General features: G+C 67.1%; 22 protein-coding genes and 1 pseudogene. 11 read left to right on the forward strand and 12 right to left on the reverse strand.

Features of this window, described 5'->3' with window-relative positions; all coding sequences use genetic code 11:
* The first annotated feature begins 86 nt into the window (after positions 1-86).
* Positions 87-1718, forward strand: a complete 1632-nt coding sequence (locus NRB20_RS04545; protein ID WP_319944470.1) for a GMC oxidoreductase — start codon at positions 87-89, stop codon at positions 1716-1718.
* 61 nt (positions 1719-1779) lie between these two features.
* On the forward strand, positions 1780-2556 hold the full coding sequence (locus NRB20_RS04550; RefSeq protein WP_153407972.1) for an ion transporter: 777 nt from the start codon (positions 1780-1782) through the stop codon (positions 2554-2556).
* A gap of 5 nt (positions 2557-2561) precedes the next feature.
* Here the strand turns inward: NRB20_RS04550 and NRB20_RS04555 are convergent, their stop codons facing one another.
* From NRB20_RS04555 to NRB20_RS04565, 3 genes are all read right to left on the reverse strand, one after another.
* Positions 2562-3773, reverse strand: a complete 1212-nt coding sequence (locus NRB20_RS04555; protein WP_153407973.1) for a low temperature requirement protein A — start codon at positions 3771-3773, stop codon at positions 2562-2564.
* A gap of 52 nt (positions 3774-3825) precedes the next feature.
* On the reverse strand, positions 3826-4284 hold the full coding sequence (locus NRB20_RS04560; protein WP_153407974.1) for an SRPBCC family protein: 459 nt from the start codon (positions 4282-4284) through the stop codon (positions 3826-3828).
* 204 nt (positions 4285-4488) lie between these two features.
* Positions 4489-4671: a DUF1918 domain-containing protein gene (locus NRB20_RS04565; RefSeq protein ID WP_153407975.1), complete on the reverse strand. Its 183-nt coding sequence runs from the start codon at positions 4669-4671 to the stop codon at positions 4489-4491.
* Positions 4672-4917: 246 nt separating this feature from the next.
* Here NRB20_RS04565 and NRB20_RS04570 point away from each other — a divergent pair, with 246 nt between their 5' ends.
* The 4 genes from NRB20_RS04570 (at position 4918) to NRB20_RS04585 (ending at position 8013) form a co-directional block, all read left to right on the forward strand.
* Positions 4918-6183: an aspartate kinase gene (locus NRB20_RS04570; protein WP_319944471.1), complete on the forward strand. Its 1266-nt coding sequence runs from the start codon at positions 4918-4920 to the stop codon at positions 6181-6183.
* A 232-nt stretch (positions 6184-6415) separates the two neighbouring features.
* Positions 6416-7450 (forward strand): aspartate-semialdehyde dehydrogenase, encoded by a 1035-nt coding sequence (locus tag NRB20_RS04575; RefSeq protein ID WP_153407976.1) that lies wholly within the window; start codon positions 6416-6418, stop codon positions 7448-7450.
* 60 nt (positions 7451-7510) lie between these two features.
* Entirely contained in the window at positions 7511-7759 is a 249-nt protein-coding gene (locus NRB20_RS04580; protein ID WP_153407977.1) for a type II toxin-antitoxin system Phd/YefM family antitoxin, read from the forward strand.
* Positions 7756-8013: a Txe/YoeB family addiction module toxin gene (locus NRB20_RS04585; protein ID WP_319944472.1), complete on the forward strand. Its 258-nt coding sequence runs from the start codon at positions 7756-7758 to the stop codon at positions 8011-8013. The genes NRB20_RS04580 and NRB20_RS04585 overlap by 4 nt, the downstream gene beginning before the upstream one ends.
* A gap of 30 nt (positions 8014-8043) precedes the next feature.
* Here NRB20_RS04585 and NRB20_RS04590 read toward each other — a convergent pair whose 3' ends face one another.
* A complete protein-coding gene (locus tag NRB20_RS04590; RefSeq protein WP_319944473.1) occupies positions 8044-8634 on the reverse strand; it encodes a TetR/AcrR family transcriptional regulator in 591 nt (196 codons plus the stop codon).
* A 90-nt stretch (positions 8635-8724) separates the two neighbouring features.
* Between NRB20_RS04590 and NRB20_RS04595 the strand changes: the two genes are divergently transcribed.
* On the forward strand, positions 8725-9141 hold the full coding sequence (locus tag NRB20_RS04595) for a nuclear transport factor 2 family protein (protein WP_153407978.1): 417 nt from the start codon (positions 8725-8727) through the stop codon (positions 9139-9141).
* A 259-nt stretch (positions 9142-9400) separates the two neighbouring features.
* Here the strand turns inward: NRB20_RS04595 and NRB20_RS04600 are convergent, their stop codons facing one another.
* Entirely contained in the window at positions 9401-10744 is a 1344-nt protein-coding gene (locus NRB20_RS04600) for a serine hydrolase domain-containing protein (RefSeq protein WP_153407979.1), read from the reverse strand.
* A 434-nt stretch (positions 10745-11178) separates the two neighbouring features.
* On the opposite strand from NRB20_RS04600, the gene NRB20_RS04605 reads away from it, so the two are divergent.
* Positions 11179-12666, forward strand: coding sequence for an ATP-binding protein (locus NRB20_RS04605; RefSeq protein WP_319944474.1), 1488 nt, complete (start codon positions 11179-11181; stop codon positions 12664-12666).
* 12 nt (positions 12667-12678) lie between these two features.
* Complete coding sequence (locus tag NRB20_RS04610; RefSeq protein WP_153407980.1) at positions 12679-14049, forward strand: tetratricopeptide repeat protein; 1371 nt, start codon at positions 12679-12681, stop codon at positions 14047-14049.
* A gap of 214 nt (positions 14050-14263) precedes the next feature.
* On the opposite strand, the gene NRB20_RS04615 is transcribed toward NRB20_RS04610, so the two are convergent.
* The 6 genes and pseudogenes from NRB20_RS04615 to NRB20_RS04640 form a co-directional block, all read right to left on the reverse strand.
* A complete protein-coding gene (locus NRB20_RS04615) occupies positions 14264-14701 on the reverse strand; it encodes a hypothetical protein (RefSeq protein ID WP_227833214.1) in 438 nt (145 codons plus the stop codon).
* Between the two features lie 363 nt (positions 14702-15064).
* Entirely contained in the window at positions 15065-15712 is a 648-nt protein-coding gene (locus NRB20_RS04620; RefSeq protein WP_153407981.1) for an LUD domain-containing protein, read from the reverse strand.
* Positions 15713-16019: 307 nt separating this feature from the next.
* Positions 16020-17153 (reverse strand): annotated as a pseudogene (locus NRB20_RS04625) (transcription termination factor Rho, short form); the annotation flags it as partial.
* 343 nt (positions 17154-17496) lie between these two features.
* Positions 17497-19359, reverse strand: coding sequence for a chloride channel protein (locus NRB20_RS04630; RefSeq protein WP_319944475.1), 1863 nt, complete (start codon positions 19357-19359; stop codon positions 17497-17499).
* The gene (locus NRB20_RS04635) at positions 19356-19832 is read right to left on the reverse strand and encodes a MarR family winged helix-turn-helix transcriptional regulator (RefSeq protein ID WP_319944476.1); all 477 of its coding nucleotides are present in this window, start codon (positions 19830-19832) and stop codon (positions 19356-19358) included. Before NRB20_RS04635 ends, NRB20_RS04630 begins: the two co-directional genes overlap by 4 nt.
* 433 nt (positions 19833-20265) lie before the next feature.
* Positions 20266-21906, reverse strand: a complete 1641-nt coding sequence (locus NRB20_RS04640) for a GMC family oxidoreductase (RefSeq protein WP_153407983.1) — start codon at positions 21904-21906, stop codon at positions 20266-20268.
* A gap of 268 nt (positions 21907-22174) precedes the next feature.
* Here NRB20_RS04640 and NRB20_RS04645 point away from each other — a divergent pair, with 268 nt between their 5' ends.
* Both NRB20_RS04645 and NRB20_RS04650 read left to right on the forward strand, forming a co-directional pair.
* Complete coding sequence (locus tag NRB20_RS04645) at positions 22175-23407, forward strand: cytochrome P450 (protein ID WP_153407984.1); 1233 nt, start codon at positions 22175-22177, stop codon at positions 23405-23407.
* Between the two features lie 52 nt (positions 23408-23459).
* Complete coding sequence (locus NRB20_RS04650; RefSeq protein ID WP_153407985.1) at positions 23460-23963, forward strand: glutathione peroxidase; 504 nt, start codon at positions 23460-23462, stop codon at positions 23961-23963.
* Between the two features lie 78 nt (positions 23964-24041).
* Here the strand turns inward: NRB20_RS04650 and NRB20_RS04655 are convergent, their stop codons facing one another.
* Positions 24042-25394, reverse strand: a complete 1353-nt coding sequence (locus NRB20_RS04655) for a cytochrome P450 (protein ID WP_153407986.1) — start codon at positions 25392-25394, stop codon at positions 24042-24044.
* Between the last annotated feature and the right edge of the window lie 92 nt (positions 25395-25486).

The raw sequence follows: 25486 nt of genomic DNA on the forward strand, positions 1-25486 counted from the left end.
CCGGAAACGGGGAACCGTTTCGGTTGAGAAAACCTTCCTCGACCCGGTAATCTCGCGCGCGGCCATGCGTGATGAGGGAGGTGGCCGTGCGTCGACGTGCGTTCGTGAAGGCTGCGGGTGCGGCTGTGCTGCTCGGTGCGGCGGGTTCCGCCGCGGCGGGTGTGAGTGGGCCCGCGCGCGCGTCCACCGATCCGGTCTGGGGCAATCTGTTCCGGCAGTGGGTGCCGGAAATCTTTGCGCCACTTCCCGATCCGCCGGAACACACCGAGGCGATCATCGTGGGTTCCGGGTTCGGGGCCGCGATCACGGCGTTGCGGTTGGCGCAGGCGGGCGTCGCCACCACCGTGCTCGAGCGCGGATCGCGCTGGCCCAACGATCCGCAGCGGGAGATCTTCACCGGTGACGACCTGCCCGACGGGCGCGGGTTCTGGCATCGCACCGAATTCACCGGCGTCACCAAGGTGCCGATGCGTTTCGCGGATTTCGGCGGCGTCCTGGATGTCACCTCGTTCGACGGGATCGACGTCTGGCGCGGCGCCGCGGTCGGCGGCGGTTCGGTGGTGTACACCGGCGCGATGATCGAGCCCGAACGCCGCTTCTTCGACCAGATCTTCCGTGGCACAGTCGCTTTCGACGAGATGGACAAGGTCTACTACCCGCGCGTGCGCACGATGCTGCGGCTGGACACCATGCCCGCCGACATCTACAACTCGACGCCGTTCACCCATTCGCGCGCGTGGGATGCCCAGGCGCGCAAGGCCGGATACACCCCGCGCCGCAACGACTCGGTCTTCAACTGGGATGTCCTGCGCGCCGAATTGTCCGGCAGGTCAAGGGCTTCCGCGACGGCCGCGCGCAGCAACCTGGGCAACTCCAACGGCGCGAAATTCGACCTCAACCAGAACTATCTGAAATTCGCCCAGGCGACCGGCAAGTCGAAGATCTTCGCCGGACACCAGGTCGAATCCATCGCCCAGGAACCCGGCGGCCGCTACTCGGTGACGGTCACCAAGCTCGACCCCACCGGCGCGGTCCTGCGCCGCCGCACCCTCACCTGCGACCGCCTGTTCCTCGGCGCGGGTTCGGTGGGCACCTCCGAACTGCTGGTGCGCGCCCAGGCCACCGGCACGCTGCCGCACCTCAACGAGCACATCGGCGACGGCTGGGGCACCAACGGCGACGTCGTGCTCGCGCGCGGCGAGAGCTCGTTGAAGGGCCTGGGCCAGGGCGTGCCCAGCGCCAGCCGCGTCTTCGACGAATCCGGCATGCCGCTGAGCCTGGAGAGCTGGTACATCCCGGGCATTCCGGTGGAGACCGGCGCACTGGCCTCCCTCGGCCTGGTCTTCGATCCCACCCGCGCACGTTTCGGCTACGACAAGGCCCGTGGCACGGTCGGGCTGCGCTGGCCCAGGCAGGCGCAGGACCGGGTCGTCGCGGCCGCCCGCGCGGTCGATCACCGCATCGCCGAACGCGGCGGCTCGATGGTCGAGTACACCGCCCTGGGCTACGACGCCAACGCGGTGTTCACCGCGCACCCGCTCGGCGGCGCGGTGCTGGGCCGGGCCACCGACAACTACGGCCGGGTGCTCGGCCATCCCGGGCTGTACGTGATGGACGGCGCCGCGGTGCCGGGCAGCACCGGCACGGTCAATCCGTCGCTCACCATCTCCGCGCTGGCGGAACGCAATATCGAGAACATCGTTCGCGCCGGACACTGATGTCCGGGACATCGGCGGGTTAGTCTCGGCGAGATCATTTCGCCGCCAGAAGGGGCCCGTCGTGCCGAAGAACACCGTCGTGTCGGCGCAGGAATATCCGCGCAAACCACCGGTTCTGTGGACCGATTACCTGATGCTCGTCGTGGCGGTGGTCTCGGCGGCGGCGATCTGCTGGGTGGACATCTTCCCGGTGCCGCATCCGGCCGCGCAGCCGATCGTCATCGTGGACTACGCGACGTGCGGCGTCTTCGCCCTGGAATTCCTGTGGCGCTGGCGGCGCGAGGACTGGTCCTGGAACTATCCGTTCCTGTACTGGTACGAGATCCTGAGCCTGATCCCGGCGACCGCACCGTATTTCGCGCATTCGTACGTGGTGCAGATCCTGGTGTTGCTGGTCCGGGTGCTGCGCGTGGCCGATCGCGCGCTCGGCGACCGGGTCACCGTCGCGATCGTGAACCGCGCGATCAACGCGATCGTGGAGGCGGTCAAACGCCCGGTCACGATGGCGGTCCTCGAGGAGGTTTCCGAGGTGCTGCGGGTGGGCCAGTACACCCGGAACATCGCCGCGGCGCTCGAGGAGAACCGCGCCGAAATGGACCAGATGATCATGGAGCTGATCGAGCGGGATCCGGCGCTGGGCCGGGTGAAGTATCTGCCCTTCCACGAGGAGATCATCCGCGGTATCGCCAGCACCAGTTTCCGCATCGTGTTCCAGGTGCTGGCCGATCCGCGCACGGACGAGTTGGTGGGAGATGTGTTGCGCGAGAACGTCCATCAGATGCGTCGCGCGGTGCACGAGGGGGTGCGCGTCGAGGAAACCGTGGACAACAACGGGTAGTGGCCTCAGTGCGTTGCCGGGTGCCGAACCTGTTCCCGCGGCCCCGCGTAACGCACTGTCTCCCAAGCGATCAGCGCCCCGAGCGCCGCGCACAACACCGCGAGCGCGGCCATCGCGGGCAGTATCGAGGCCAACGGGACGAGCGCGAGGATCACCACCGCCGCGACCAGCCGCGGCCACAGCACGACCTTCGTCGCGTAATGCCGGAATCCGACCAGCGCGAGCAGATATCCGGCCGCGCCGCCGTACAGCGCGAACAGCGGAATCCCGTGCAGCGCATCGTGTAACGTGTGTTCCTCCGCGCCGCCGAGGTATTCGAGCACGTACTTCAGTCCCAGCGACATCGCGATGATCCCCACCACCATCGGGAAATGCCAGTAGGTGTAGCAGTTTCGCGCGATCTTGATCTGCCGTTCCCCGCTCGCGCCGGCCAGGTGTTCCTCCACCACGGCCGCGCCGACGTCGAAGTACGCCCACCAGAGCAGGAACGAAACGGCAAGTCCCAGAATCGATCCCACCGCGATCGGCCAGGAGATCGGCAGTCCGGCCACGCCGACGCCGATGGAGACGACCGATTCACCCAGCGCGATGATGACGATCAGGCCGTGTCGTTCGGCGAAGTGCGAGGTCGAGTTGACCCGCCATTCGTTGCCGGAGAACAACGTCCACGCCATATCGCCCGCGACGGCCGCGATCCACAACCACAGCTGCGTGGTCCCGTGGTTGAGCGCGGCGATGATCAGCAGCGTCGTACCGATCGTGATCGACCCGATCGCCCAGCGCGTCACCTGCCCGCGCAGTTGCGGATCCTGCGCGCTGGCGCACCAGAACATCACCAGGTGCACCAGCCGGATGAACAGGTACGCCAGCGCGAACACCAGCGGCCCGAACCAGCCGCCGGGCATGTCGTGGAATGCCTCGGGAATGGTGATGGCCACGATCAGCGCCGCGCCCATGGCCCCGAACAGCGCGAGCCGCGCGATGCCCTCGTCGGCCTTCACGACGTTGCCGAGCCAGGCGTACGCGATCCAGACCCACCACATGATCGCCAGCACCAGGAACGCGCGCAGCATGTTCACCGCGGTGGTCTCGTGTTCGGCGAGGCCGTGGACCTGGGTGAAGGCGAAGACCAGCACCAGATCGAAGAACAGTTCCAGCTGGGTCACCGAGGACTGTTCCGTGACCGCCTGCATCCGGGATCGTTTGCCACGAATCATGAGCATCATCGTGACAGGTCTTCGGACGGGCCGTGGGCGACCCGGCGCGTGCTCAGCCCACGTCGTAGTTCTCGCCGAACTGGAACTTCTCGATGAATTCGATGAGGTTCTGGACGGCTTCCTCGTTGGCCCGGGCCATACTGCGTTTCATCAGGATGCCCGGCACCGGGATCGGCAGGTAGACCTCGGAGTGGTACCAGACCTCGGTGCCCTCGTCGGATTGTTCGAGTTCGAACCAGCCCTTGCCGCCGCCGCCCGCGCCACTCTCGACGACCTGCCAGGAGATGCGGTCGGCGGTGCAGTCGAACTCGAGCACCTGACGGTCGGAATTGCCCATCGGGCTGACCGTGGCGTAGACGCGCTTGGGTCGCCCGTACGCGTCGTGGGTTGCCACGCGCACATCCTTGTGCGAGGGGGACCAGTCGGGGGTCCGCTCGATCGCGAGCAGTGCCTCCATCACTCGGTCTGGATCGACGTCGACGATGAATCGGTGGTCGGTCTTCGTGCGCATAGCCTTGCCCTCCACCCCCCGAAATACTCGCGCCCGATTGTCTCCGTGGTCACATGTGGTCGTCAACCATGATGTGAAGCCCGGGATAACGCAAACCGTCCAGTATGTACAGCTGGCTATCGAGCCGCCGGGAGCGTCCGCCGCTCGCGTCGACTCGATCGATGGGATGTCCGTGCGACCCGGTGCGGAACCCGCCGAATCGGCTCAGTGGTGCTGAACGACCCAGTCCGGGCCGGGGAACACCAGGCTCTCGTGGCCATCGTCGAATCGGACGATGTACGGCGGTGTGCCGTCGGCCCCGCGCACCTCGAGGATTTCGCCCGTCCGATCGGGCATTCCGACCATGTGGCTGTGCACAGATAATCGATCTCCGACATTTGCCTGCATGATGCGAATTATCCGTCCCTTGTGATGAAGCTCACAAGGTTTGGGAACGTTTCAGATTGCCCGTTCGCGTGGGATATAACACTGTCGGGTACCTATACGCTCCCTTCGGCAGGTATCGGAAGCGTGTCCAGTCCGCTTTCCCGCGTTCTCGGGGCCTTCCGGATGAGGTGCGGGGTCGACCTCCGGACCCGAGTCGGTACTGTGGGGTGCTGGTAACAGCTAGTAGTCGACCTTGGAGGATCCCTCGTGGCTCTCGTCGTCCAGAAGTACGGAGGATCCTCGGTGGCCACCGCCGAGCGCATCCGGCGCGTCGCTGAGCGGATCGTCGAGACGAAGAAGCAGGGGCACGAGGTGGTCGTGGTCTGCTCGGCGATGGGCGACACCACCGACGAGCTGATGGATCTGGCCCAGCAGGTCTCGCCCGCCGCCCCGGCGCGCGAGATGGACATGCTGCTCACCTCGGGCGAGCGCATCTCGAATGCGTTGGTGGCCATGGCGATTCATTCACTCGGTGCGGAGGCGCGCTCGTTCACCGGCTCGCAGGCCGGCGTCATCACGACCGGTGCACACGGTAAGGCCAAGATCATCGACGTGACCCCGTCGCGGCTGCGTGAGGCGTTGGACGAGGGCACGATCGTGCTGGTCGCCGGGTTCCAGGGCGTCTCGCAGGACAGCAAGGACGTGACCACGCTCGGTCGCGGCGGCTCGGACACCACCGCGGTCGCCCTCGCCGCGGCGCTCGAGGCCGACGTGTGCGAGATCTACACCGACGTGGACGGCGTGTTCACCGCCGACCCGCGGATCGTCTCCGATGCCCAGCGCCTGGAACAGGTCTCCTACGAGGAGATGCTGGAGATGGCGGCCTGCGGTTCCAAAGTGCTGATGCTGCGTTGCGTGGAGTACGCGCGCAGTTACAACGTGCCCGTGCATGTGCGCTCGTCCTACACCGACAAGCCGGGCACCTACGTTTACGGATCGATGGAGGACATCCCCTTGGAGCAAGCAATCCTCACCGGCGTCGCGCACGACCGCAGCGAGGCCAAGGTGACCGTCGTCGGACTGCCGGACGAACCGGGCTACGCGGCCAAGGTGTTCCGCGCGATCTCCGACGCCGAGATCAACATCGACATGGTGCTGCAGAACATCTCGAAGGTGGAGACCGGCAAGACCGACATCACCTTCACCCTGCCCAAGACCGACAGCTCGCGCGCGGTGGAGATGCTCACCAGCCGCCAGAGCGAGATCGGGTTCTCGCAGGTGCTCTACGACGACCACATCGGCAAGGTGTCGCTGGTGGGCGCGGGGATGAAGAGTCATCCGGGCGTCACCGCGACGTTCTGCGAGGCGCTCGCGGACGCCGGGATCAACATCGATCTCATCTCCACCTCGGAGATCCGCATCTCGGTGCTGGTGCGGGACAACGAACTCGACGAGGCCGTGCAGGTGCTGCACCGGGCCTTCGATCTCGGCGGCGACGAGGTCGCGGTCGTGCACGCGGGAACGGGGCGCTGACATGATCGGGTCAAGCGCGGAGGCGGCAGCGGAGCGTAACCACGTAGCGCTCCCGAGCATGTCGAAAGGGGCACGGCCATGATCGGGTCAAGCGCGGAGGCGGCAGCGGAGCGTAACCACGTAGCGCTCCCGAGCATGTCGAAAGGGGCACAGCCATGATCGGGTCAAGCGCGGAGGCGGCAGCGGAGCGTAACCACGTAGCGCTCCCGAGCATGTCGAAAGGGGCCTAGCCATGGGCGTACGTGTGGGTGTCGTCGGCGCGACCGGACAGGTCGGCGCTGTCATGCGAAAACTGTTGCAGGAGCGGAACTTTCCCGCCGACGAGGTGCGGTTCTTCGCGTCCTCGCGGTCGGCGGGCAAGACGCTGCCGTGGGGTTCGGGCGAGATCGTGATCGAGGATGCCGAGACCGCCGACCCCAGCGGGCTGGACATCGCGTTGTTCTCGGCCGGGGCGACCATGTCGCGGGTGCAGGCCCCGCGCTTCGCCGCCGCCGGGGTGACCGTGATCGACAACTCCTCGGCGTGGCGCAAGGACCCCGAGGTGCCGCTGGTGGTCAGCGAGGTCAATCCGGAGCAGACCCGCAACCTGGTCAAGGGCATCATCGCCAACCCGAACTGCACCACCATGGCCGCGATGCCGGTGCTCAAACCGCTGCACGACGCCGCCGGATTGCAGCGGCTGATCGTGTCCAGCTATCAGGCGGTGTCCGGTAGCGGACTGGCCGGTGTGGACGAGTTGGCCTCGCAGGCGCGCGCGGTCATCGACGATGTCGAGAAGCTGACCCACGACGGTTCGGCCGTGCAGTTCCCCGCGCCGGACAAGTATGTCGCGCCGATCGCGTTCAACGTGCTGCCGCTGGCCGGTTCGCTGGTCGACGACGGTTCCGGCGAGACCGACGAGGATCAGAAGCTGCGCAACGAGAGCCGCAAGATCCTGGGCCTGCCGGAGTTGCTGGTGAGCGGCACCTGCGTGCGCGTCCCGGTCTTCACCGGCCACTCGCTCTCGATCAACGCCGAATTCGCCCGCCCACTATCCCCCGACGAGGCCCGCAAACTCCTGGCGGACGCCCCCGGCGTCAAGTTGGTCGACGTCCCCACCCCCCTCCAGGCCGCCGGCGTCGACGACTCCCTCGTCGGCCGCATCCGCCAGGACCCGGGCGTCCCCGAAGGCCGCGGCCTGGCCCTGTTCGTCTCCGGCGACAACCTCCGAAAAGGCGCCGCCCTCAACACGATCCAGATCGCCGAGGTCCTCCTCGCCGACCGCTGAGCCGATCGGCTCGCCCATTGTTCTGGTACCATATCCGGTACCAGAACAATGGAGGTTGACATGGCATCAGCGATTACCGCATCTGAAGCGCGGAAGAATCTATTTCCGCTGGTGAAGCAGGTCAACGAGGATCACGACACGATCGAGATCGTGTCGAAGGGGGGGAATGCCGTGTTGATGTCGAAAGACGACTACGACTCGTTGATGACCACGGTCGAGTTGCTGAGTGGCCCGGGCGGGGCTCGGTTGCGTCAGTCCATCAGAGAGTTGGAGTCAGGACGCGGTATCGAGCGTGAGCTGCTCGAGTGAGGGTCGTCTTCTCGGAGCGGGCGTGGCAGGAGTACACGGCTTTTCTGCAGGATGACCGGGCCGTACTGCGGCAGGTCAATGCTCTCGTCAAGGCGATACTCGCGGACCCTTTCGACGGCATCGGCAAGCCGGAGCCGCTGAGGCATGACCTTGCGGGCTACTGGTCTCGCCGGATAACCCAGGAGCATCGCCTCGTGTATCGAGTTGTGGGCGAGGAGCTTTGGATCGCTCAGGTAGGCACACACTACGAGTGATCCGGGTGCCTGCTGTGTGCGGCTGCCTGTTCAGCGGGGGCGTAGGCCGTCGAAGAGGACGGTGAAGGTGCGGTGGCGTTGGTCGGCGTTGGCGCCGGTGGTGTGGGTGGCGAGGAAGCCGCCCTTGAGGATTCGCATCAGGTCGTCGATGTCGATATCGGATCTGGCGGCGCCGGCGGTTTGGGCGCGGCGTAGCAGGACGTCGATGGCGGCGAGCAATTCGACTGTGGGGCCGGGGTTTTCGAGGCTCTCATGGCCGCCCACGGCTTCGGCGAGGTCGCGTTTCACGCCCGCTTCCACGACCATGAAGTCCAGGTAGTCGAAGAAGGCGCGGCCGGGGTCCGCGGCATCGGCGAGGGTCCGGGCGTGGGCGACCATCCGTTCGACGCGGTCCAGCATCGCCGCGTGGAACAGTGCCTCCTTGGTCGGGAAGTGCCGGTAGACCGTGCCGGGGCCGACGCCCGCGCGCCGGGCGATCTCGTCCAGCGGGACCGAGATGCCCTCGGCGGCGAACGCCTCCTGGGCCGCGGCCAGTACGCGTTCACGGTTGCGGCGGGCGTCGGCGCGCAGCGCGCGGCCCGTCCCGGAGGGCGTGGCCGCCTTCGCCTGTATTTCGGTCACGGCGTGAGTCTACCCGGAACACTGTTGACAAGCGGGGCGTACGTTCCGGGTTATAACCGGGGCATACGTTCCGATTTTAAGGGGTAAGTCATGACAGATCAGGAGTTCACACCACGAGAGCGGGTCGAACGGCTGTTCGCCGGGCTCGCCAGCCCCGATGCCGACGCGTTCGCCGACGCGATGGCGCCGGACGCGGTCTTCGAAATTCCGTGGACCGTGCCCGGCCTGCCCGAACGCCTCGAGGGCCGGGAGGCGATCCGCGAACATCTCGCGCAGCGCTGGGCGGGCCGGTCCAGCCTCCGGATACACGGGGTCTACCCGCACGTGTACGACACCACCGATCCCGAACTGTTCTTCGCGGAGAACGAGGTCGATATGACCGGGCCCGATGGCGTGCGCTGGCGCGGCCGCACCTCGGTCAACCTGATTCGCGTCCGGGACGGGCAGATCGTGCTGTTCCGCGACTACATGGACACCGGACGCCTGGCAACTCTGGTCGCGCGCTGAGGCGCTGAGGTGTGCCGCCCCGCCCGGTCGATGCGTCGGGCGGGACGGGCTTGCAGGACAAGTGGCCGCTCTGGCGGTGAGAGCGAGGGCGTGCGGGATCGTCCCGTGTCACACGGCGGTGGTGGATGGATCGCTGCCGCGGCCCCGATGGCGGTTCGCCCGCTGAGTCACGGTCGGGTTGGGTGTGCGGGGCGGCTGTTCCGTGTCATGCGGTGGGTGGCCGCCGCGGCGGCCCGGTGGAAGTCCGCAGCGGCGCCGGTCAGCGGATGCCGGGGGTGCGGGGGTCGGGGCCGAGGCAGGTCAGGATGAGGCAGCCCGGGGGTGCGTCGGAGAACGGGGGCGCGAGGGGAGTTCGCAAGCAGGACAGCACATTACAGTTCGGGTAGGCGTCGGGGCCGATGCCGAACAGGGCCAGGGTGATGTTCGGGTCGAAGTACGAGCGGGGGTCGAGTTGCAGCGGCGGTTCGACGTACGGGCCCGGATCGGGGATCGGCGGGTGTACGAAGGCGGCGAGCAGTTTGCGGAAGAACTCGTGGGACAGCTCACCCATGTTCTGCAGGATGCCGGACGGCCCCTCGCTGCTGTGATTACCGAAGACGCCGGTCCACTCGACGGTCAGATCCAGGCTCGGAACGACGAAGACGTCCTGCAACCCGATGCCCGACATCTGATAGCTGCCGCTCGGCAGGAAGGCGGGCACCTCCGCGCAGCCGGGCCCGACCCAGAACAGATAGCCGTAACAGCGATTGGTCGCCGAGGGCGTGCGCGCGGCGTGCACGTACTTCGAGGAGACGATCTGCCGGTTTCCCCATCGCCCCCAATTGTCCAGCAGCAGACCGAATTTGGCCAGATCGTCGGGCGGGATCAGCAGATGCGCGTACCCGTAGGTGTGCCCGGAACGGTCCCGCGCCCAGTAGTAGTCGCCGCGCGCGATGCCCAGCGGATCGAACAGCTCGCGCTGCGCGAACTGCTGGAGCGGCTCGCGCACGGCCAGTTCCAGCACGTACGACAGCAGATCCACATTGCGCTGGCTGTAGGCGAAGGCGGTGCCGGGCGGCGTGTCGAACGGGACGCCGAGCGCCTGCACCGCGCTGTCGGGATCGATCGGGAAGACGCCGGTGACACCCTCGTTGATCGCGCCGACGTGCAGTCCGGAGGTCTCGGTGAGCAGATCGGTGACCGTGATCGACCGATGTTCCGCATCGCCCAGACCCGGCGGCAGATAGCGGCCGATGGGTGCGGTCAGGTCGAGTTCGCCCCTGTCCGAAGCGATTCCGGCCAGCAGCGAGACCACGCTCTTGGTGACGCTCCAGACGTTCCAGGGCGTGCGGCCGGTGTGATCGTCGCTCGGGCCGGTGCCGACCAGACAGTTGTGGTGAAAGACCTGTATGTTCAAGCGATTTCGCGACATGGCGAAGGCGAGTGCGTCGGCCAGGCGGGCCGGATCGAAACCGGCCTGCCGCGGTGTGGCGCGCGGGAAGGCCCGCGCGGAACTCACCCCGCAGTGGAGTTCGGAATCGGTCGTCGCGCGGGCGGGTCCGGGCACCACACCGATCGTCGCCAGGATCGCAATCGTCGCAAACCACCCCAGAATGCGGCACATGGGTGTGAGGCTAGCGGGTGACCGGTGCCGCGGCGTGAGGATGAAACGCGCACCGGCGAAATCGATACCTATTGCGCCGAACGACCGAATTCGCCGCTGGAGATGCCGAACGCCGCCGGATCTCGTGAATCCGGCGGCGCTCGATCTGCACTACTGCAACGGTTTCGCGAACGCCACGCCAGCCCCGCGAACCGGGGGTGCCGATGCCCAACATGCGCCTCTCGGCGAGTGGTCGCTCGTAGCGACGAATTGTGCGGCCCGGGGCTGTCCCGGCATCGGCAATACGAGTCAACCGCGCGGCCGCGAGATCTATTCCGCGTGCGGCGCTGTGAGCTAGCGCATAGTCCACCGGGCCGAGGTATCCGGCATAACGCCTGGTCATGCCGTGGTGCCACGGGCTAACATCGCAGGAGTCTGCCGAGCGAGGGGGAGTTGTGACCGACGATCCGGTTCTGAGCGAAATGCTGCGCATACTCGAGACCAACCCGGAGCTGCTGCCGGTGCGGATCCGGGTGATCGAATTGCTCGCCGACCGGTTACGCCACACCGAGGCCCTCACCCACTGCGCCACCGCCCTCGGCATGGCCCCCGGTAACCCCGCGGTACTCGATCTCCTGCAACGCTGCACAGCCGCGCTGGCATCGGGCGCGCCGCAGCCGAGCGCACAATCCGGGCAAACCCACGGCGCATCGCCCGACCGCGTGCCCGAGCCCGGCGCGACCGACACCCGAACGCCCACCGACAACCGAGCGGGCACCACCGGAAACCAGTCGGCCGACACCACGCCGCAGCGGGGCGAGAGCGCCGATCAGGCAGGCAATACCGCAGGTCGGCCGGGTGCCGCCGGGAACGACGCGGGTGGGCAGGAAGTTGGGGCGGAATCCGATGCGACGCAACCTGTTCCGTTCGATTGGGCGGCTGCGGAGCGGGAGGTGGGGGATATCATCGCGCCGGCTTTCGTGAACGAGGCGGAGGTGGCCGGGGAGGGGGAGTTGTCGGTGAACGAGGAGGGGGAACCGGTGGCGCATGCGGAGGGGGATGTGGGGCTGTTCGAGCGGCCGGGGGTCGGGTTGGCGGATGTCGGGGGGATGGAGAACGTCAAGCGGCAGTTGGAGGTGTCGCTGCTGGGGCCGTTGCGAAATCCCGAGTTGGCCAAGGCATTCGGCACCAGTGCGCGCGGTGGTTTGCTGCTGTACGGGCCGCCGGGATGCGGGAAGACGTTCATCGCGGCGGCGGTCGCCGGTGAACTGGGCGCGAACTTCTATCCGGTCGAGATCGCCGACATCCTGGACATCTACACCGGATCCAGCGAGCGCAATCTGCATCAGATCTTCGAGGTCGCCCGTCGCAACGCGCCGTGCGTGCTGTTCATCGACGAGGTGGATGCGTTGGGGCACAAGCGAAGTCAGATGTCGGGTTCGGCGACAATGCGGACCGTGGTGAATCAGCTGCTCACCGAGATGGATTCGGCCACCGTCGACAACGAGGGCGTCTACCTGCTCGGCGCGACCAACCATCCGTGGGACATCGACGTCGCGCTGCGTCGTCCCGGCCGCTTCGACCGGATGATCCTGGTGACGCTGCCCGATCGCCCGGCGCGCACGGCGATTCTGCGGCGCCACCTGAAGGATCGCCCGGTCAGTGGCATCGATCTGGCCGTGATCGCCAAGCGCACCGACGGTTTCTCCGGCGCGGATCTGGCGCACGTGTGCACCTCGGCGACCCAGCTGGCGATGGCCGATTCGATGCGCACCGGCACCGTCCGCCCGGTCACCATGCGCGATATCGATGACGCGCTCGCCCAGGTGAAGCCCAGCGCGGGGGCCTGGTTCGAATCCGCCCGCAACGTGGTGGAATTCGCCAACAACGACGGCACCTACGACGAGTTGGCAAAGTACATGCGCGAGAAGAAATTCCGGTGAGCCGCCGCGATCATGGCTGATCTGGAACGGGCCAAGGTCCTCATCGAGCTGCGGCGACTGGGCGAGGCCCGGGAGCAGTTGGCCGCGGTGCTGGCCGCCGAACCCGACAATGCCGAGGCCGCAACGTATCTCGCGCAGGCGGCCTATCTGGATCAGCGCTACCGGGAGGCCGTGGAACAGAGCGCCGCGGCCCTGCGGATCCAGCCGCGCAACCAGTTCGCCCTGCGCATTCACGCACTGGCACTGCTGAATACGGACGATGCCGGACGTTGGCAGGCGCAGCAGGTGGCCCGGCAGGTGGTCGCGATGGGGCCCGAATTCGCCGAGAACCACCGGATTCTGGCGATCGTACTGCGCGAGTGCGGCCAGCTGCCCGAGGCGTTGGTCGCCATCGATCGAGCCGTGGAACTCGATCCCGACGAGGCCGACATCCACGTCGCGCGTGGTTCGATCCTGCGTCGAATGGGTCGCTGCGGCAACGGTTTCCGGACCGGCCCTGCCGCCGAGGCGTACCGCACGGCGTTGCGTCTGGAACCCGAGAGTGCCTATGCCGTACACGATCTCGCGATCGTCGAGCTGAACGGCCATCGCCTGCGCAACGCCCTGCGCGGTGTGTTGAAGGCCGCCGCCATGGATCCGGGTCTCGGAGATCTGGTGCGCACCAACGTCGCGACGGTGATCCGCCACGCCATCCGCCGCATGCACTGGGTGCTCACCGCCGTCGGTTTCGTGGCTCTGACCCTCGGCGGCCTGTACGACACGGTCGCCCCCGTCCCGCTCGATTCGAGTTACGCCCACGCCGTCTACGAGTCGCAGGATCTCCCAGCACCACAACTGATTCCGGTCGGCCCGGAGGGAGTCGCGCAGGATTCCGGCGTACCGCAACCCACTTCTCCGATCCCTACGGCCGCGCCGGCACCGGGATCGGGCGTCGTGTCGCGAGGTACGGAGGTCTTGCCGGAGAGCGCCCCCTCGGCCACGCGGCCGCCCGCTGCTTCCGAATCTGCGTACCCCTCGAACAACGTTGGTGGGCATGACGATTCGGCGAAGGTACCCACGCCGCCGCCCGGTGATCGGAGCTCGTCGGCAGCGGACACGAACGACCCGACGCGATTGAGCGCGGTGGGCCGAGGCGTCGGCGCGATCGGCATGGGCTTGATCGTGCTGGTCTCGCTGTGGTGGCTGACGGCGATCCCGCGACGTCGCTGGCGTTTCGTGCTGCGCGCGGCGTGGTCGAGTCCGCCGACGGCGCTGCGCCTCGTGGTCTTCGGCGTCGGCCTGCTCGTCTGCGTCCTGAGCGTCGCGACGGGCCTGCGCGTATTCCTGAGCATCGCCGAACCCTCGCTACTGGCCCTCGGAATCATCCTGCGCCGCATCGCCTGAGATCGGCGCGTTTGCCTGCGGTCACCGCGTTTGCCTGCGGTCGCTACATCGCCCCAGGTCACCGCATCACCCGAGGCCACCGCATCACCCGAGGCCACCGCATCGTCTCAGGTCACCGCATCGTCTCAGGTCGGTGCATTTGCCTGCGGTCACCGCATCGTCTCAAGTCACCGCATCGCCCGAGGTCAGCGCAGTGCCGAGGTTGGCGGCGGGCTCAGGGCCAACTACGCCGGGCCCGGACCGCAGCGACCCCGAGCGCCAGATCGGCCAGAATCTCGAACAACGCTGCGAACCAAGAGAATCCGGTGACGTTCGCCGACGCGGGCGGGTTGATGAAACTATCGCTGAGCGGCCCGAACCAGTCCGGCAGTAGATGCACCACGAGGAATCCGGCGGCACTGGCGAAGCCGACGACCATAGCGGCGGTGGGCGCCCAGCGGTGCCGCAGCGCGATCAGCACGACGGTCGCGAGGGCCAGGGCCAGTTGGATGAATCCGAGCGTCATCACCAGGGACGAGATGCTGCTCATACCGCGACGCAGATGGTCGCTGGCGTGCACGAGCAGTGCGACGGTGAAGATCACGGTGACCAGACGCAGAGTTGTCGCCGGATGCAGCGCCGTACCGGCCTGCCGGGCCGTGGATTCGATCATGGGGCTCTCCCGTGCCGCAGGAATCGAGAACTTCTACTATCGATTGTAGTAGAAGTGTCGCGCCCGGTGAACCCGTTCCGGCTAGAGCAGGCCCCACCAATACATCAGGCAGGCCAGTACGAAGACGACCGCTGTTTCCATCGTCGCTCCCAATCTAGTCGGCGTCCCGCGCTCCCATCACCTTCGAGGATACGGTGACCTGCCGAGGACCAAGATCACAAGGGGGCAACGTCGTTCCGTCCGGGCCTGTCACCCCTCGTGCACAGGCCCGGACGGGGCCGGATGAGAAATTCACCACCGGCGTCGAAGAGAACAATGCCGCCGCGATCTTGCGGCGGACTTAACGAGAACTTGTGAGGGAAATCAGTCCACGATCAGGACGATCAACTGCCGCTGCCGATGCCGACCGTGATTGCGGGCCTTGGCATCCGAGGGCGCGGTGGGGCCGCCGCACCAGGTGATCGGGCGGCGGGAGTCGAGCTTGTCGAGCACCTCGGGCAGTGAGGAATCGATCTGCGCGGTGCGCACGATGCAGATGTGGCATTCGGGCGCTAGGGTGCGGTCGCGGAAACCCTGACCGGGCCCGCCGTCCAGGACCACGGCTCCGGCGTCGGCGACCGCGCCCGCGCAGGTGGTCACCATCGCGTCGGCGTCGTCCAACTGGTCGGCGGTGACGGGGGAATCGTCGGTGAGGACCTGGTTGTCCGGCGTCTTCGCCCAGAGTTCGAGCCACTCCTCGGGCAAACCGTGCGGTGCGACGACGATGTTGGCGCGCTGGGCGCGCAGGGCCGCGTCCACGGCCTCGGGAATGGTGGATTCGGTGACCCGGGCGATGCGCGCGCCGTGGTGTTCGAGGCGTTCGACGAAGAGTTCGACGATGGTGCTGCGGTCGGCATCGGAGAGCTCGGCGGCACTGTGCCGGTGACTGGGGAACAGGGTGACGGTGCGGTCGTCGTCGGGCAGCGCCTTGAGGCCGTCGCGGACTCGGCGCAGGAATTCCTCCCGTGACATCAGCGGCACCCGCCGGGGGCAGATCGATCGGCCGCGACGCTGGGCGGGGTCTGCGGATCGGTGCCACGGATGACGGACGCCGTGCGCATGTGGCGGCCCCCTTTCTCACCGGCTGCGCAGCAAACCTGCGGCACCGGTATCCGGGGCGCGACGAGCTGTGCGGGTGGTGCTCGGCGCACACCCGTGCGGGCGAGCGCGCTGGTCTGATCTCCACCACAGGCTACCCGGGGTGGGCGACAGGTTCGCTCCAGGGACGTTGAGCCGAGCGGTTCTGGAACGTTCGTGTACCAGAAGCCGCAGGTCGTGATCAGTGCGCGGCGGTGCGGATCTGGGTGAGGAATTCGGCGTTGGTCTGGGTCTGGCGCAGGCCGGTGAGCAGCAGTTCCACCGCCTGGCCGGGGTCGCGGCCGGAGAGGGTGCGGCGCAGCGCGTGGGTCGCGGTGAGTTCGTCCGGGGTCAGCAGCAGCTCCTCCTTGCGGGTGCTGGAGCGTTCGATGTCGACCGCGGGGAAGGTGCGGCGATCGGCGATGTGCCGGTCGAGTTTGAGTTCGGCGTTGCCGGTGCTCTTGTACTCCTCGAAGATGACGGTGTCGGCGAGCGAACCGGTCTCGACCAGGGTGGTGGCGATGATGGTGAGCGAACCGCCGCCCTCGATATTGCGGGCCGCGCCGAGGAATTTCTTCGGCGGGGCGAGGGCTCCGGCGTCGACGCCGCCGGACAGGATGCGCCCCGAACCCGCCGCGGCGAGGTTGTAGGCGCGGGCCAGGCGGGTCAGCGAATCCAGCAGCACGACGACGTCGCGGCCGGTTTCGACGAGCCGTTTGGCATGTTCGATGGCCAGTTCGGCCAGGGCGATGTGATCGCGGGCGGGCAGATCGAAGGTGGCCGCGGCGATATCGGCGGGTACCGCGCGGGCCAGATCGGTGACCTCTTCGGGACGTTCGCCGACCAGGACCAGCATCAGCTGGCATTCCGGGTGGTTCTTCGCGATACCGTGCGCAATCGATTGCAGCACAGAGGTTTTGCCCGCCTTGGGCGGCGCGACGATCAGGGCGCGCTGACCCTTGCCGATCGGGGTGATGAGATCCGTTACGCGCGTTGTCATCTGGTGCGGCTCGGTCTCGAGGCGGAGCCGCTCGTTCGGGTAGATCGGGGTCAGATCGCCGAAATGTGGCCGGTGCCTGGCATTTTCGGGCGGCAGGCCGTTGATCAGCTCGACGCTGGCGAGCGGGGCGAATTTGACGCCCTCGCGCGGTGTTCCGACGGTGCCGGTGACGGTGTCGCCGCGACGCAGGCCGTGATCGCGGATCAGGCGCGGCGGAACGTGCAGATCGTCGGGGCCGGGCAGATAGCCGTCGACCCGCCGCGACGCGTGGGTTCCGATGATGTCGAGGATGCCGGTCACCGAGGCGCCGGGATCGTGAATGGTGTTGTCTCTCATGGTCTTCTACTCCTGAAGGAAAAAGTGTGGTTGGTGGCGGCGGGTGCCGCATCGTGCGGGCAGCGCTTCGCCGAGGGGGCCGTACCGTTCGGATGCGGGGGGATCGGAGATGTCGATCGGCGCGATATCCGGTGCGGGTACGGGGTGGAGAATTCTTGTGGGAGGGACGGTGTCCACCTACATCCACAAGCTGCGAACGATGCCAACCATAGCCGCACTCACGACAACACGCAATGGTCCGGGATTGTTCCCGGTGCGGGGGATCGGGTTGCGGAGATGCCGAAGGGCCCGGTCTCACGGTATCGCGAGGCGGGGCCCTTCGAGGTGTATTATGTTGCGGCCGTTAGGTATTCGTGCTCGTCGAATCCGCCGACGACTCGGTGGCACGCTCGTTCTCGGTGTGCCGGAAACGTGGCGGACGACGCCGTGCGGCCGGACGCTGATCCAGCAGCGTCAGCACCCGTTCGCGGTGATGCTCCTCGTGCAGATCCCGCCGGCGCGCGTGTAGCAGCTGCTCGAACGCGATCACCCCGAGCAGCCGGGTCGGCGTGCCGCGATCCACCACCGGCGCGTAGGTGACGTTCGCGGCGGCGAGCTTGTTGGCCACCTCGCGCAACGTGTCGTCCGGGTGGACGACCGCGCGGGCGTCCACCGCCGACGCCGCCACATCGCCGCCCGCGTGCAGCGCCAGCCGGTTGCGGGTGGTGACGCCGACGAGTTGCTCGTCGGTGTCCAGCACCGGATACAACGTCGCGAATCTGGTGCGCGGCAACACTTCCTCGATCGGATCGTCGGCCGCGAGCACCACCGGATCGGTGTGCATGACCTCGGCGGCGAAGAACGTCTCCAGCGGATCGGTGGTGTATTCGCGGGTCAGGTGCAGGCGCCGGCGCGCGATCTTCTCGGTCAGCACCGAGCGTTTGAGCAGCAGCACCGACACCGCGTACGCCGACACCGACGCCACCACCAGCGGCATCAGGTCGTTCCAGGCGTGGGTCAGCTCGCAGGTGAAGATGATGCCGGTCAGCGGCGAGCGCATCACGCCGCCGACCACCGCGGCCAGCCCGCACATCGCCCAGAGTCCGGCGGTGGCGTGCGGCAGCAGCCCGCCCTCGGCCGCGCCCAGCGCCGCGCCGATCATGAACACCGGCGCGAGCACGCCGCCGGAGGTGCCCGAGCCCAGCGAAATCGACCAGATCAGCGTCTTGACCACGAGAATTCCGATGATCAGCGAGACCGTGCCGCGGCCGGTGAGCAGCTGATCGATGACGTCGTATCCGACGCCGAGCGCGCGCGGTTCGATCAGTCCGCCGATGCCGATGATGACGCCGCCGATCGCGGGCCACCACATCCAGTGCACCGGCAGCCGCCCGAAACCGTCCTCGGCGAGGTAGACCAGCGCGGTCGCGGCGATGGCCAGCAGACCGCCGGTGATGCCGGGAATCAGGGCCATGACGTCGGTGAACGCGCCCGGCGTGACGGCTGGGGCGTGCACGGCGAAGACGGGACTATTGCCCAGCAGCAGCCAGCGGCACATCGTCGCGACGACGACCGCCGTGGCGACGGGGATGAAACTGCGTGGCCGCCATTCGAACAGCAGCAGTTCCACCGCGAGCAGGATCGAGGCCAGCGGCGCGTTGAAGGTCGCGGCCATACCGCCCGCCGCACCCGCCACCAGCAGGGCCTTGCGTTCGTCGGCGGTGAGTTTGAGCAGCTGCGCCAGGATCGAGCCGATCGCGCCGCCGGTCATGATGATCGGCCCCTCCGCGCCGAACGGACCACCCGAGCCGATGCTGATCGCCGAGGACACCGGTTTGAGGACCGCGACGCGCGGGGCCACCCGGCTGCCGCCGGTCAGAATGGCCTCGATCGCCTCGGGCATCCCGTGTCCGCGGATCTTCTCCGAGCCGTAGCGGGCCATCAATCCGATGATCAGACCGCCGATGACGGGTGCGGTCAGGATCAGCCACCACGGATGATGCTGTGCGCCGGGCGCGATCATCTCGGTGCTGATGCGTTGGTAGAACACGAGATTCGTGATCAGGCCGATCAGTTTCAGCAGCCCGTAGGCCGCCAGTGCCGCGGCCGCGCCGACCGGGATCGCCAGGCCCGCGATGGCCAGCATGCGCGGTTTGACGTTGAAGTCGCCCAGATGTGCCGCGTGTTCGCGCGTCGCGCGCTGGGCCGAGTTCTGCCGGATGTTCACAGCGCACCCACCGGACTCACCGAGGACTCCGCGGCCGCGCGCACCAGGTCGTGTGCGGCGGCGGTGACCGACTGTCGCTTCTCCTCGGGCAGTTGATCGAGGATGGTCCGGAACGCGGTGTGCCGCACCTCGAGCACCTCGTCCACGACCCGCTGCCCGGCCGCGGTCACCTCGACGGTGACCACGCTGCGGTTGTGCGCGTCGGTGCCGCGACTCAGATAGCCGTGCGCCTCGAGCTTGTCCGCCAGCCGGGTGACCGACGAGGCGTTCACCCCCAGCGCAGTTGCCAGATGTGAGCACGGCACCCGGCCCAGGGTTTGCAGCACCAGCAGCAGTCGCATCTGCGGGAAGGTGACCCCGGGCGGCGCGGCATGCGCGCTGTCCCAGGCGATCCCGACCAGCGTCCGGGTCAGCACCTCCAACGCGGCGACGTCCGGGCACAGGGTGTGGTCGGGTTCGTCATCAGCTTGCACTCATCAAGAGTTGCGAACAGCAAATGTTTGGTCAATGAAAGTTACGAGATTGTGCGAGTCATCACATGTGAACAGTGCTGGTGACGACTGTGGACAACTCCACACCAGGACCGGCGGCAGTCCTGCGCGGCTTGCGCGCGTGGGATCGGCTACGGAGCGTGTGGGCGGCTACGGGACTGTGGGGGCTGGCTGCCTGTGCGCGGGCTGGTTGCGAGCGTGGGTCGGCTGGCGAGTGTGCGCGGAGTGGTGAGAATGCGGATAGATCGAGAGTATGGGTGGGGCCGGTTGCGGATGTGTCGGTCGGTTGTGGGTGCGCTGATGCCCCGCGACGAGAGGTGCGAATCGATAGTGCGCGCGGCGCGGGGTGCATGGGTGCGGACAGCGGCGGACCCGGGCTCGCAACGAGGCTGAGCCCGGGTCCGAATGCGGCGAATTACTTTCCGGCAGTGATGAACTGGGCCGCCATCTCGCCGATCATGTAGCACGGTGCGTTGGTGTTGCCGCCGGTGATGCTGGGCATGATCGAGGCGTCGGCGACGCGCAGGCCCTCGATGCCGTTGACCTTCAGGGTCGGGTCCACGACCGCGCGCTCGTCGGTGCCCATGCGGCAGGTTCCGACCGGGTGGTAGACGGAGTGGATGCGGTTGGGGAGTTCGGCGCGCAGCGCGGTCTCGTCCATCAGGTCCGGGCCCGGCGAGTACTCCTCGGTGATGTCCCCGGCGATGGTCTTGTTCGCCATGACCTCGCGGATCAGCCGGATCGCCTCGATGAGGAATTCGGTGTCGGCCGAATCGGACAGGTAGCCCGGGTCGATCACTGGCGAGGCCAGCGGATCGTTCGAGGCCAGGCGCACTTCGCCGCGGCTCTTGGGGTAGATGAGCGTCGGGAAGACCGTCAGCGCCGAGCGCTTGTCGACCATGTGCAGCTTGTCCTCGTCCTGGTTCGGGACCGGATAGCTCCAGGGCAGGGCGTGGATCTGCATGTCCGGCACGTCACCGGTGGCGAACTTGGTCTTGACGAAACCGGCGACCTCGAAGACGGTCCGGCCCATCCAGGAACTGCCCGGCTTCATCAGCTCGCGCATGATGCCGCGGGCGAAGTAGGCGGGGGTGCCGTGGTGGATGGCCTTCTTCGAGACGAACGTCATCGGCACGAACAGGTGGTCGTGCAGGTTCTGTCCGACGGGCAGATCGGCCTTCACATCGATCCCGACATCGCGCAGATGCCCGGCCGGGCCGATGCCCGAGAGCATCAGGATCTGCGCCGAGGCCATCACGCCGCCGGAGACCACGACCTCCTGCGCGGCGCGGATGATGCGGCGGTTGCCGGACTTGTCGATCACCTCGACGCCGGTCGCGCGGCCGTTCTCGATGACCACGCGCGCGACGTGCGTGTGGGTCAGCACGGTCAGGTTCGGGTTCGGGCGTTCGGTGATGAAGCCGCGAGATGAGCTGTAGCGCAAGCCGTTTCGCACGCTCTGCTGGAAGACGCTGATGCCCTCCTGCGATTCGCCGTTGTAGTCGGCGATGCGCGGGACGTTCAGCGTCTCGGCGGCGGCCTGCATGAACAGCTGCGAGATCGGGGTGAGTTCCTGCTGCCGGGTGACCTGGATCGGGCCGCCCGAACCGCGGTATTCGCTGGCCCCCTCCTCCCAGTTCTCCAGCCTCTTGTAGGCGGCCAGCACGTTCTCGTACTCCCAGCCGGTGCAGCCCTCCGCGGCCCAGGAGTCGAAGTTGGCCCGGTTGCCGCGCACGAACAGCATGCCGTTGACCGAGCTCGAGCCGCCGAGCACCTTGCCGCGCGTCATCGGGATCGCGCGGTCGTTGGCGTATTTCTGCGGAATCGAGTACTGACTCCAGGTCACCCGGTGCTTGAGCTGGGGCACGGTGTGCACCATCGTGATCATGCCCGGGCTGGTGACCAGCCGGGTGTTGTCCTTGCGCCCGGCCTCCAGCAGGATGACGCGCGCGCCGCTCTCGGCCAGGCGGCCCGCGACCACGGCACCGGAGCTGCCCGCGCCCACCACGATGTAATCGGCCTCGTTGGTTCCCGCGCTGTGCGCAGAGTCGGTCATGGTTCGGTACCTCATCCTCGAAGTAGTCGTGCTCGAAGTCGTCGGGGGCATGTCGGGGCACGTGCCTGAGGCCACTGTAGAACAAGTTCTAGTTACGGTGAAGGTCCGGTTTGCGGACTTCTCTGCGCGAGCCCGGTTCGGCGGGGTTGATCATGGTCGGAGAAACCTGCTCGGATGCCTGCGGAGAGCGGCCGTGAAGTGCTTCAATCGTAGAACTCGTTACATTTCCATCCCCGGTTCGCAGCGGCGCGAACGGTGAGGAGGGGTCATGACCGAACCTTCGATTCCCGCCGGATTCGACTTCACCGACCCCGCCCTGTGGGAAGTGCGCAGTCCGGTCGCGGAGTTCGCCGAACTGCGGCGCACCGCACCGGTCTGGTGGAACGCCCAGTCTGCCGAGTACGTCGCGCCGTTCGACGACGGCGGGTACTGGGTGGTGAGTCGGCACGAGGACATCCGGGAGATCTCGCGTCATCCGGAGATCTACTCCTCGCAGGCCAACGGGGCGCTCATCCGGATCGCGCCGGACAGCACGCCCGAGGAGCGCGAGATCGCGAACACCTCGCTGATGTTGAACATGGATCCGCCCCGGCACACCAAACTGCGCCGGATCATCTCGCAGGGGTTCACGCCGCGTGCGGTCGAGAGTCTGCGGGCGGTGCTGACCGCGCGGGCCGAGCGAATTGTGCACGCCGCCAAACGAATCGGCGGCGGGGACTTCGTGCAGCAGGTGGCGTGCGAGTTGCCGCTCCAGGCCATCGCGGAACTGCTCGGGGTGCCGCAGGAGGATCGGTTCAAGCTGTTCACCTGGTCGAACGAGATGCTCAGCGCCGACGATCCGGAATATCGCGACGGGAAGATCGCGACCGCGGAGCTGATCGGGTACGCGTACGCGATGGCCGATCAGCGGCGGGGGCATCCGCTCGACGACATCGTCAGCCGGCTCGTCAGCGCGGATGTCGACGGGGAGGCGTTGAGTTCGGACGAGTTCGGGTTCTTCATGATGCTGCTGACGGTCGCGGGGAACGAGACCACGCGCAACGCGATCACGCACGGGATGAAGGCGTTCGTGGATCACCCCGCGCAGTGGGAGTTGTATCGGGAGCGGCGGCCGGTGAGCGCGCCCGACGAGATCGTGCGGTGGGCGACTCCGGTGAGCGTGTTCCAGCGGACCACGACGCGCGAGGTGGAGTTGGCCGGGCAGCGGATCGGTGCGGGGCAGCGGGTCGGATTGTTCTACAGCTCAGCCAATTTCGATGAGGCGGCGTTCGCGGATCCGTTCACCTTCGACATTCTGCGTGATCCGAATCCGCATCTGGGGTTCGGCGGGACCGGGGCGCACTACTGCGTCGGGGCGAATCTGGCTCGGCTGGAGATCGATCTGATGTTCAACGCGATCGCCGACACCATGCCCGAGCTGCGGGAACTCGCCGAGCCGGTGCGGCTGCGGTCGGGCTGGATCAACGGCATCAAACATTGGCCGGTGGATTACGGCAGTTGAACACTTGTTTTCGGTGTAGCCGGAGGCGGTGCGACGAGGCGATTCGGAGGTAATGTCGGCAGGTGTGAGCATTCGAGAGATTCCCGTCAAAACGCTTGCCGACGAGCCCACCACGCTGGCCGAACTGGCCGGTGACAAGGCGCTGCTGGTGGTCAACGTGGCCTCGAAGTGCGGCCTGACCCCGCAGTACACGGGCCTGGTCGAACTCCAGCAGACCTACGGGCCGCGCGGATTCAGCGTGGTCGGCGTGCCGTGCAACCAGTTCATGGGGCAGGAGCCGGGGTCGGCCGAGGAGATCGCGGAGTTCTGCTCCACCACCTACGGTGTCGATTTCCCGCTGCTGGAGAAGGTCGACGTCAACGGTGAGGCGCGGCATCCGCTGTACCAGGAGCTGGTGGAGACCGCCGACGCCGAGGGCGCGGCCGGTGACATCCAGTGGAACTTCGAGAAGTTCCTGGTCGATGCCAAGGGTGAGGTCGTGGGGCGGTTCCGGCCGCGGACCGAACCCAAGGATGCGGCGGTCATCGCGGCCATCGAAGCCGTACTGCCGCAGTAGCTTTCAGAATTCTTTCGGAACATACAGTGCGGGCCACACCGGAAAGGTGTGGCCCGCTTTCGTTTTCGTCGCCTGGGGTCAGCGCTGGCGGCGGCGGTAACGCACCGCGCACGGCTGCTGCAACTGCACGACCATCTTGGAGTGGTCGTTGCGGTAGCTGTCCGAGGGCTGAGCCATCTCGAATTCCCAGTCCCGCAACAGGATCGAGAAGATCGCCTGCAACTGCATGGTCGCGAACGCCGCGCCGACGCAGCGGTGACGGCCCGCGCCGAACGGGATCCAGGTCCAGCGGTTGAGCAGATCCTCCTGGTTGGGATCGATGTAGCGGCCCGGGTCGAAGGCGTCCGGGTTCGGGAAGTCCTCGGGGATCCGGTTCGAGACCGCGGGGGTGGCGGCCACGAGATCGCCTGGCGCGATGAGGTTTCCGCACACGTCGAACTCGTCGCGGGCCACGCGCATCAGGATGATCAGCGGCGGGTGCAGCCGCAGGGTCTCCTTGAGGGTCGCCTCCAGCTGCGGAATCTGGCGCAGCGCATGGAAACTCACGTCCTGGCCGTCGGCGTAGAGCTCGTCGAGTTCGGTGACGACGCGGTCCAGTTGTTCGGGGTGCCGCAGCAGTTCGATGACCGTCCACGCGGCGGTGCCCGAGGTGGTGTGGTGTCCGGCGAACATCATCGAGATGAAGATGCCGGTGATCTCGCTGGCCGAGAAGCGCAGGTTGCCCTCCTCGTCCTTGATCGAGACCAGCACGTCGAGCATGTCCCGATCCTCTTTGCCCACAGGGGGATTCGCGATCCGGCCGTCCATGATGCCCTGGACCAGCTCGACCAGCGCGGCGCGCGCCTCGTCGCGCCGGCGGAAGCTGTCTATGGGCGCGTACGGGTCGACGTAGCACAGCGCGTCGGTGCCCTGCTCGAGTTCGTGGTACAGGTGCGCGAACCGGCCGTCGAGTTCGTTGCGGAACTTCTTGCCGATCAGGCAGGCCGAGGAGGTGTAGATGGTCAGCTCGGCGAAGAACTCCAGCAGGTCGATCTCGCCCTCGTCGTCCCACCGCTCGACGATCGCATGTACTTCGCGCGCAATGGTTTCCGCGTGCCCGCGCATGTGCTCGCCGCGCAGCGCCTGGTTGTGCAGCATCTCCTTGCGGCGCTCGGGGCTCGCGTCGAAGACCACGCCCTCGCCGAAGATCGGCTTCATGAACGGGTAGGCCGCACCCTGATCGAGATCGGAATCCGCTGAGCGGAAGAAGAATTCGTTCGCCTCCGACCCGGACAGCAGGATGACGTCCTTGTCCGCGAGCCGGAACGACCCCACATCCCCGCACTCCTCGCGCACCCGCCGCATCAGCGCGATCGGATCGGTCCGGAACTCCTCCAGATGCCCGTGCTCGTGCTCGCCACCGGACACCTGCCGCGGCTTGACCAACGTCATCGTCAACACCCTTCCGACGTACCAGCCCATCCTCATGGACACCTGTCTGGACGCTACTACAGAAGTTTGGGCAGGACAACCCCGGACAGTGC

It is taken from the genome of Nocardia macrotermitis, from assembly GCF_009604405.1.
Classification (GTDB): domain Bacteria; phylum Actinomycetota; class Actinomycetes; order Mycobacteriales; family Mycobacteriaceae; genus Nocardia; species Nocardia macrotermitis.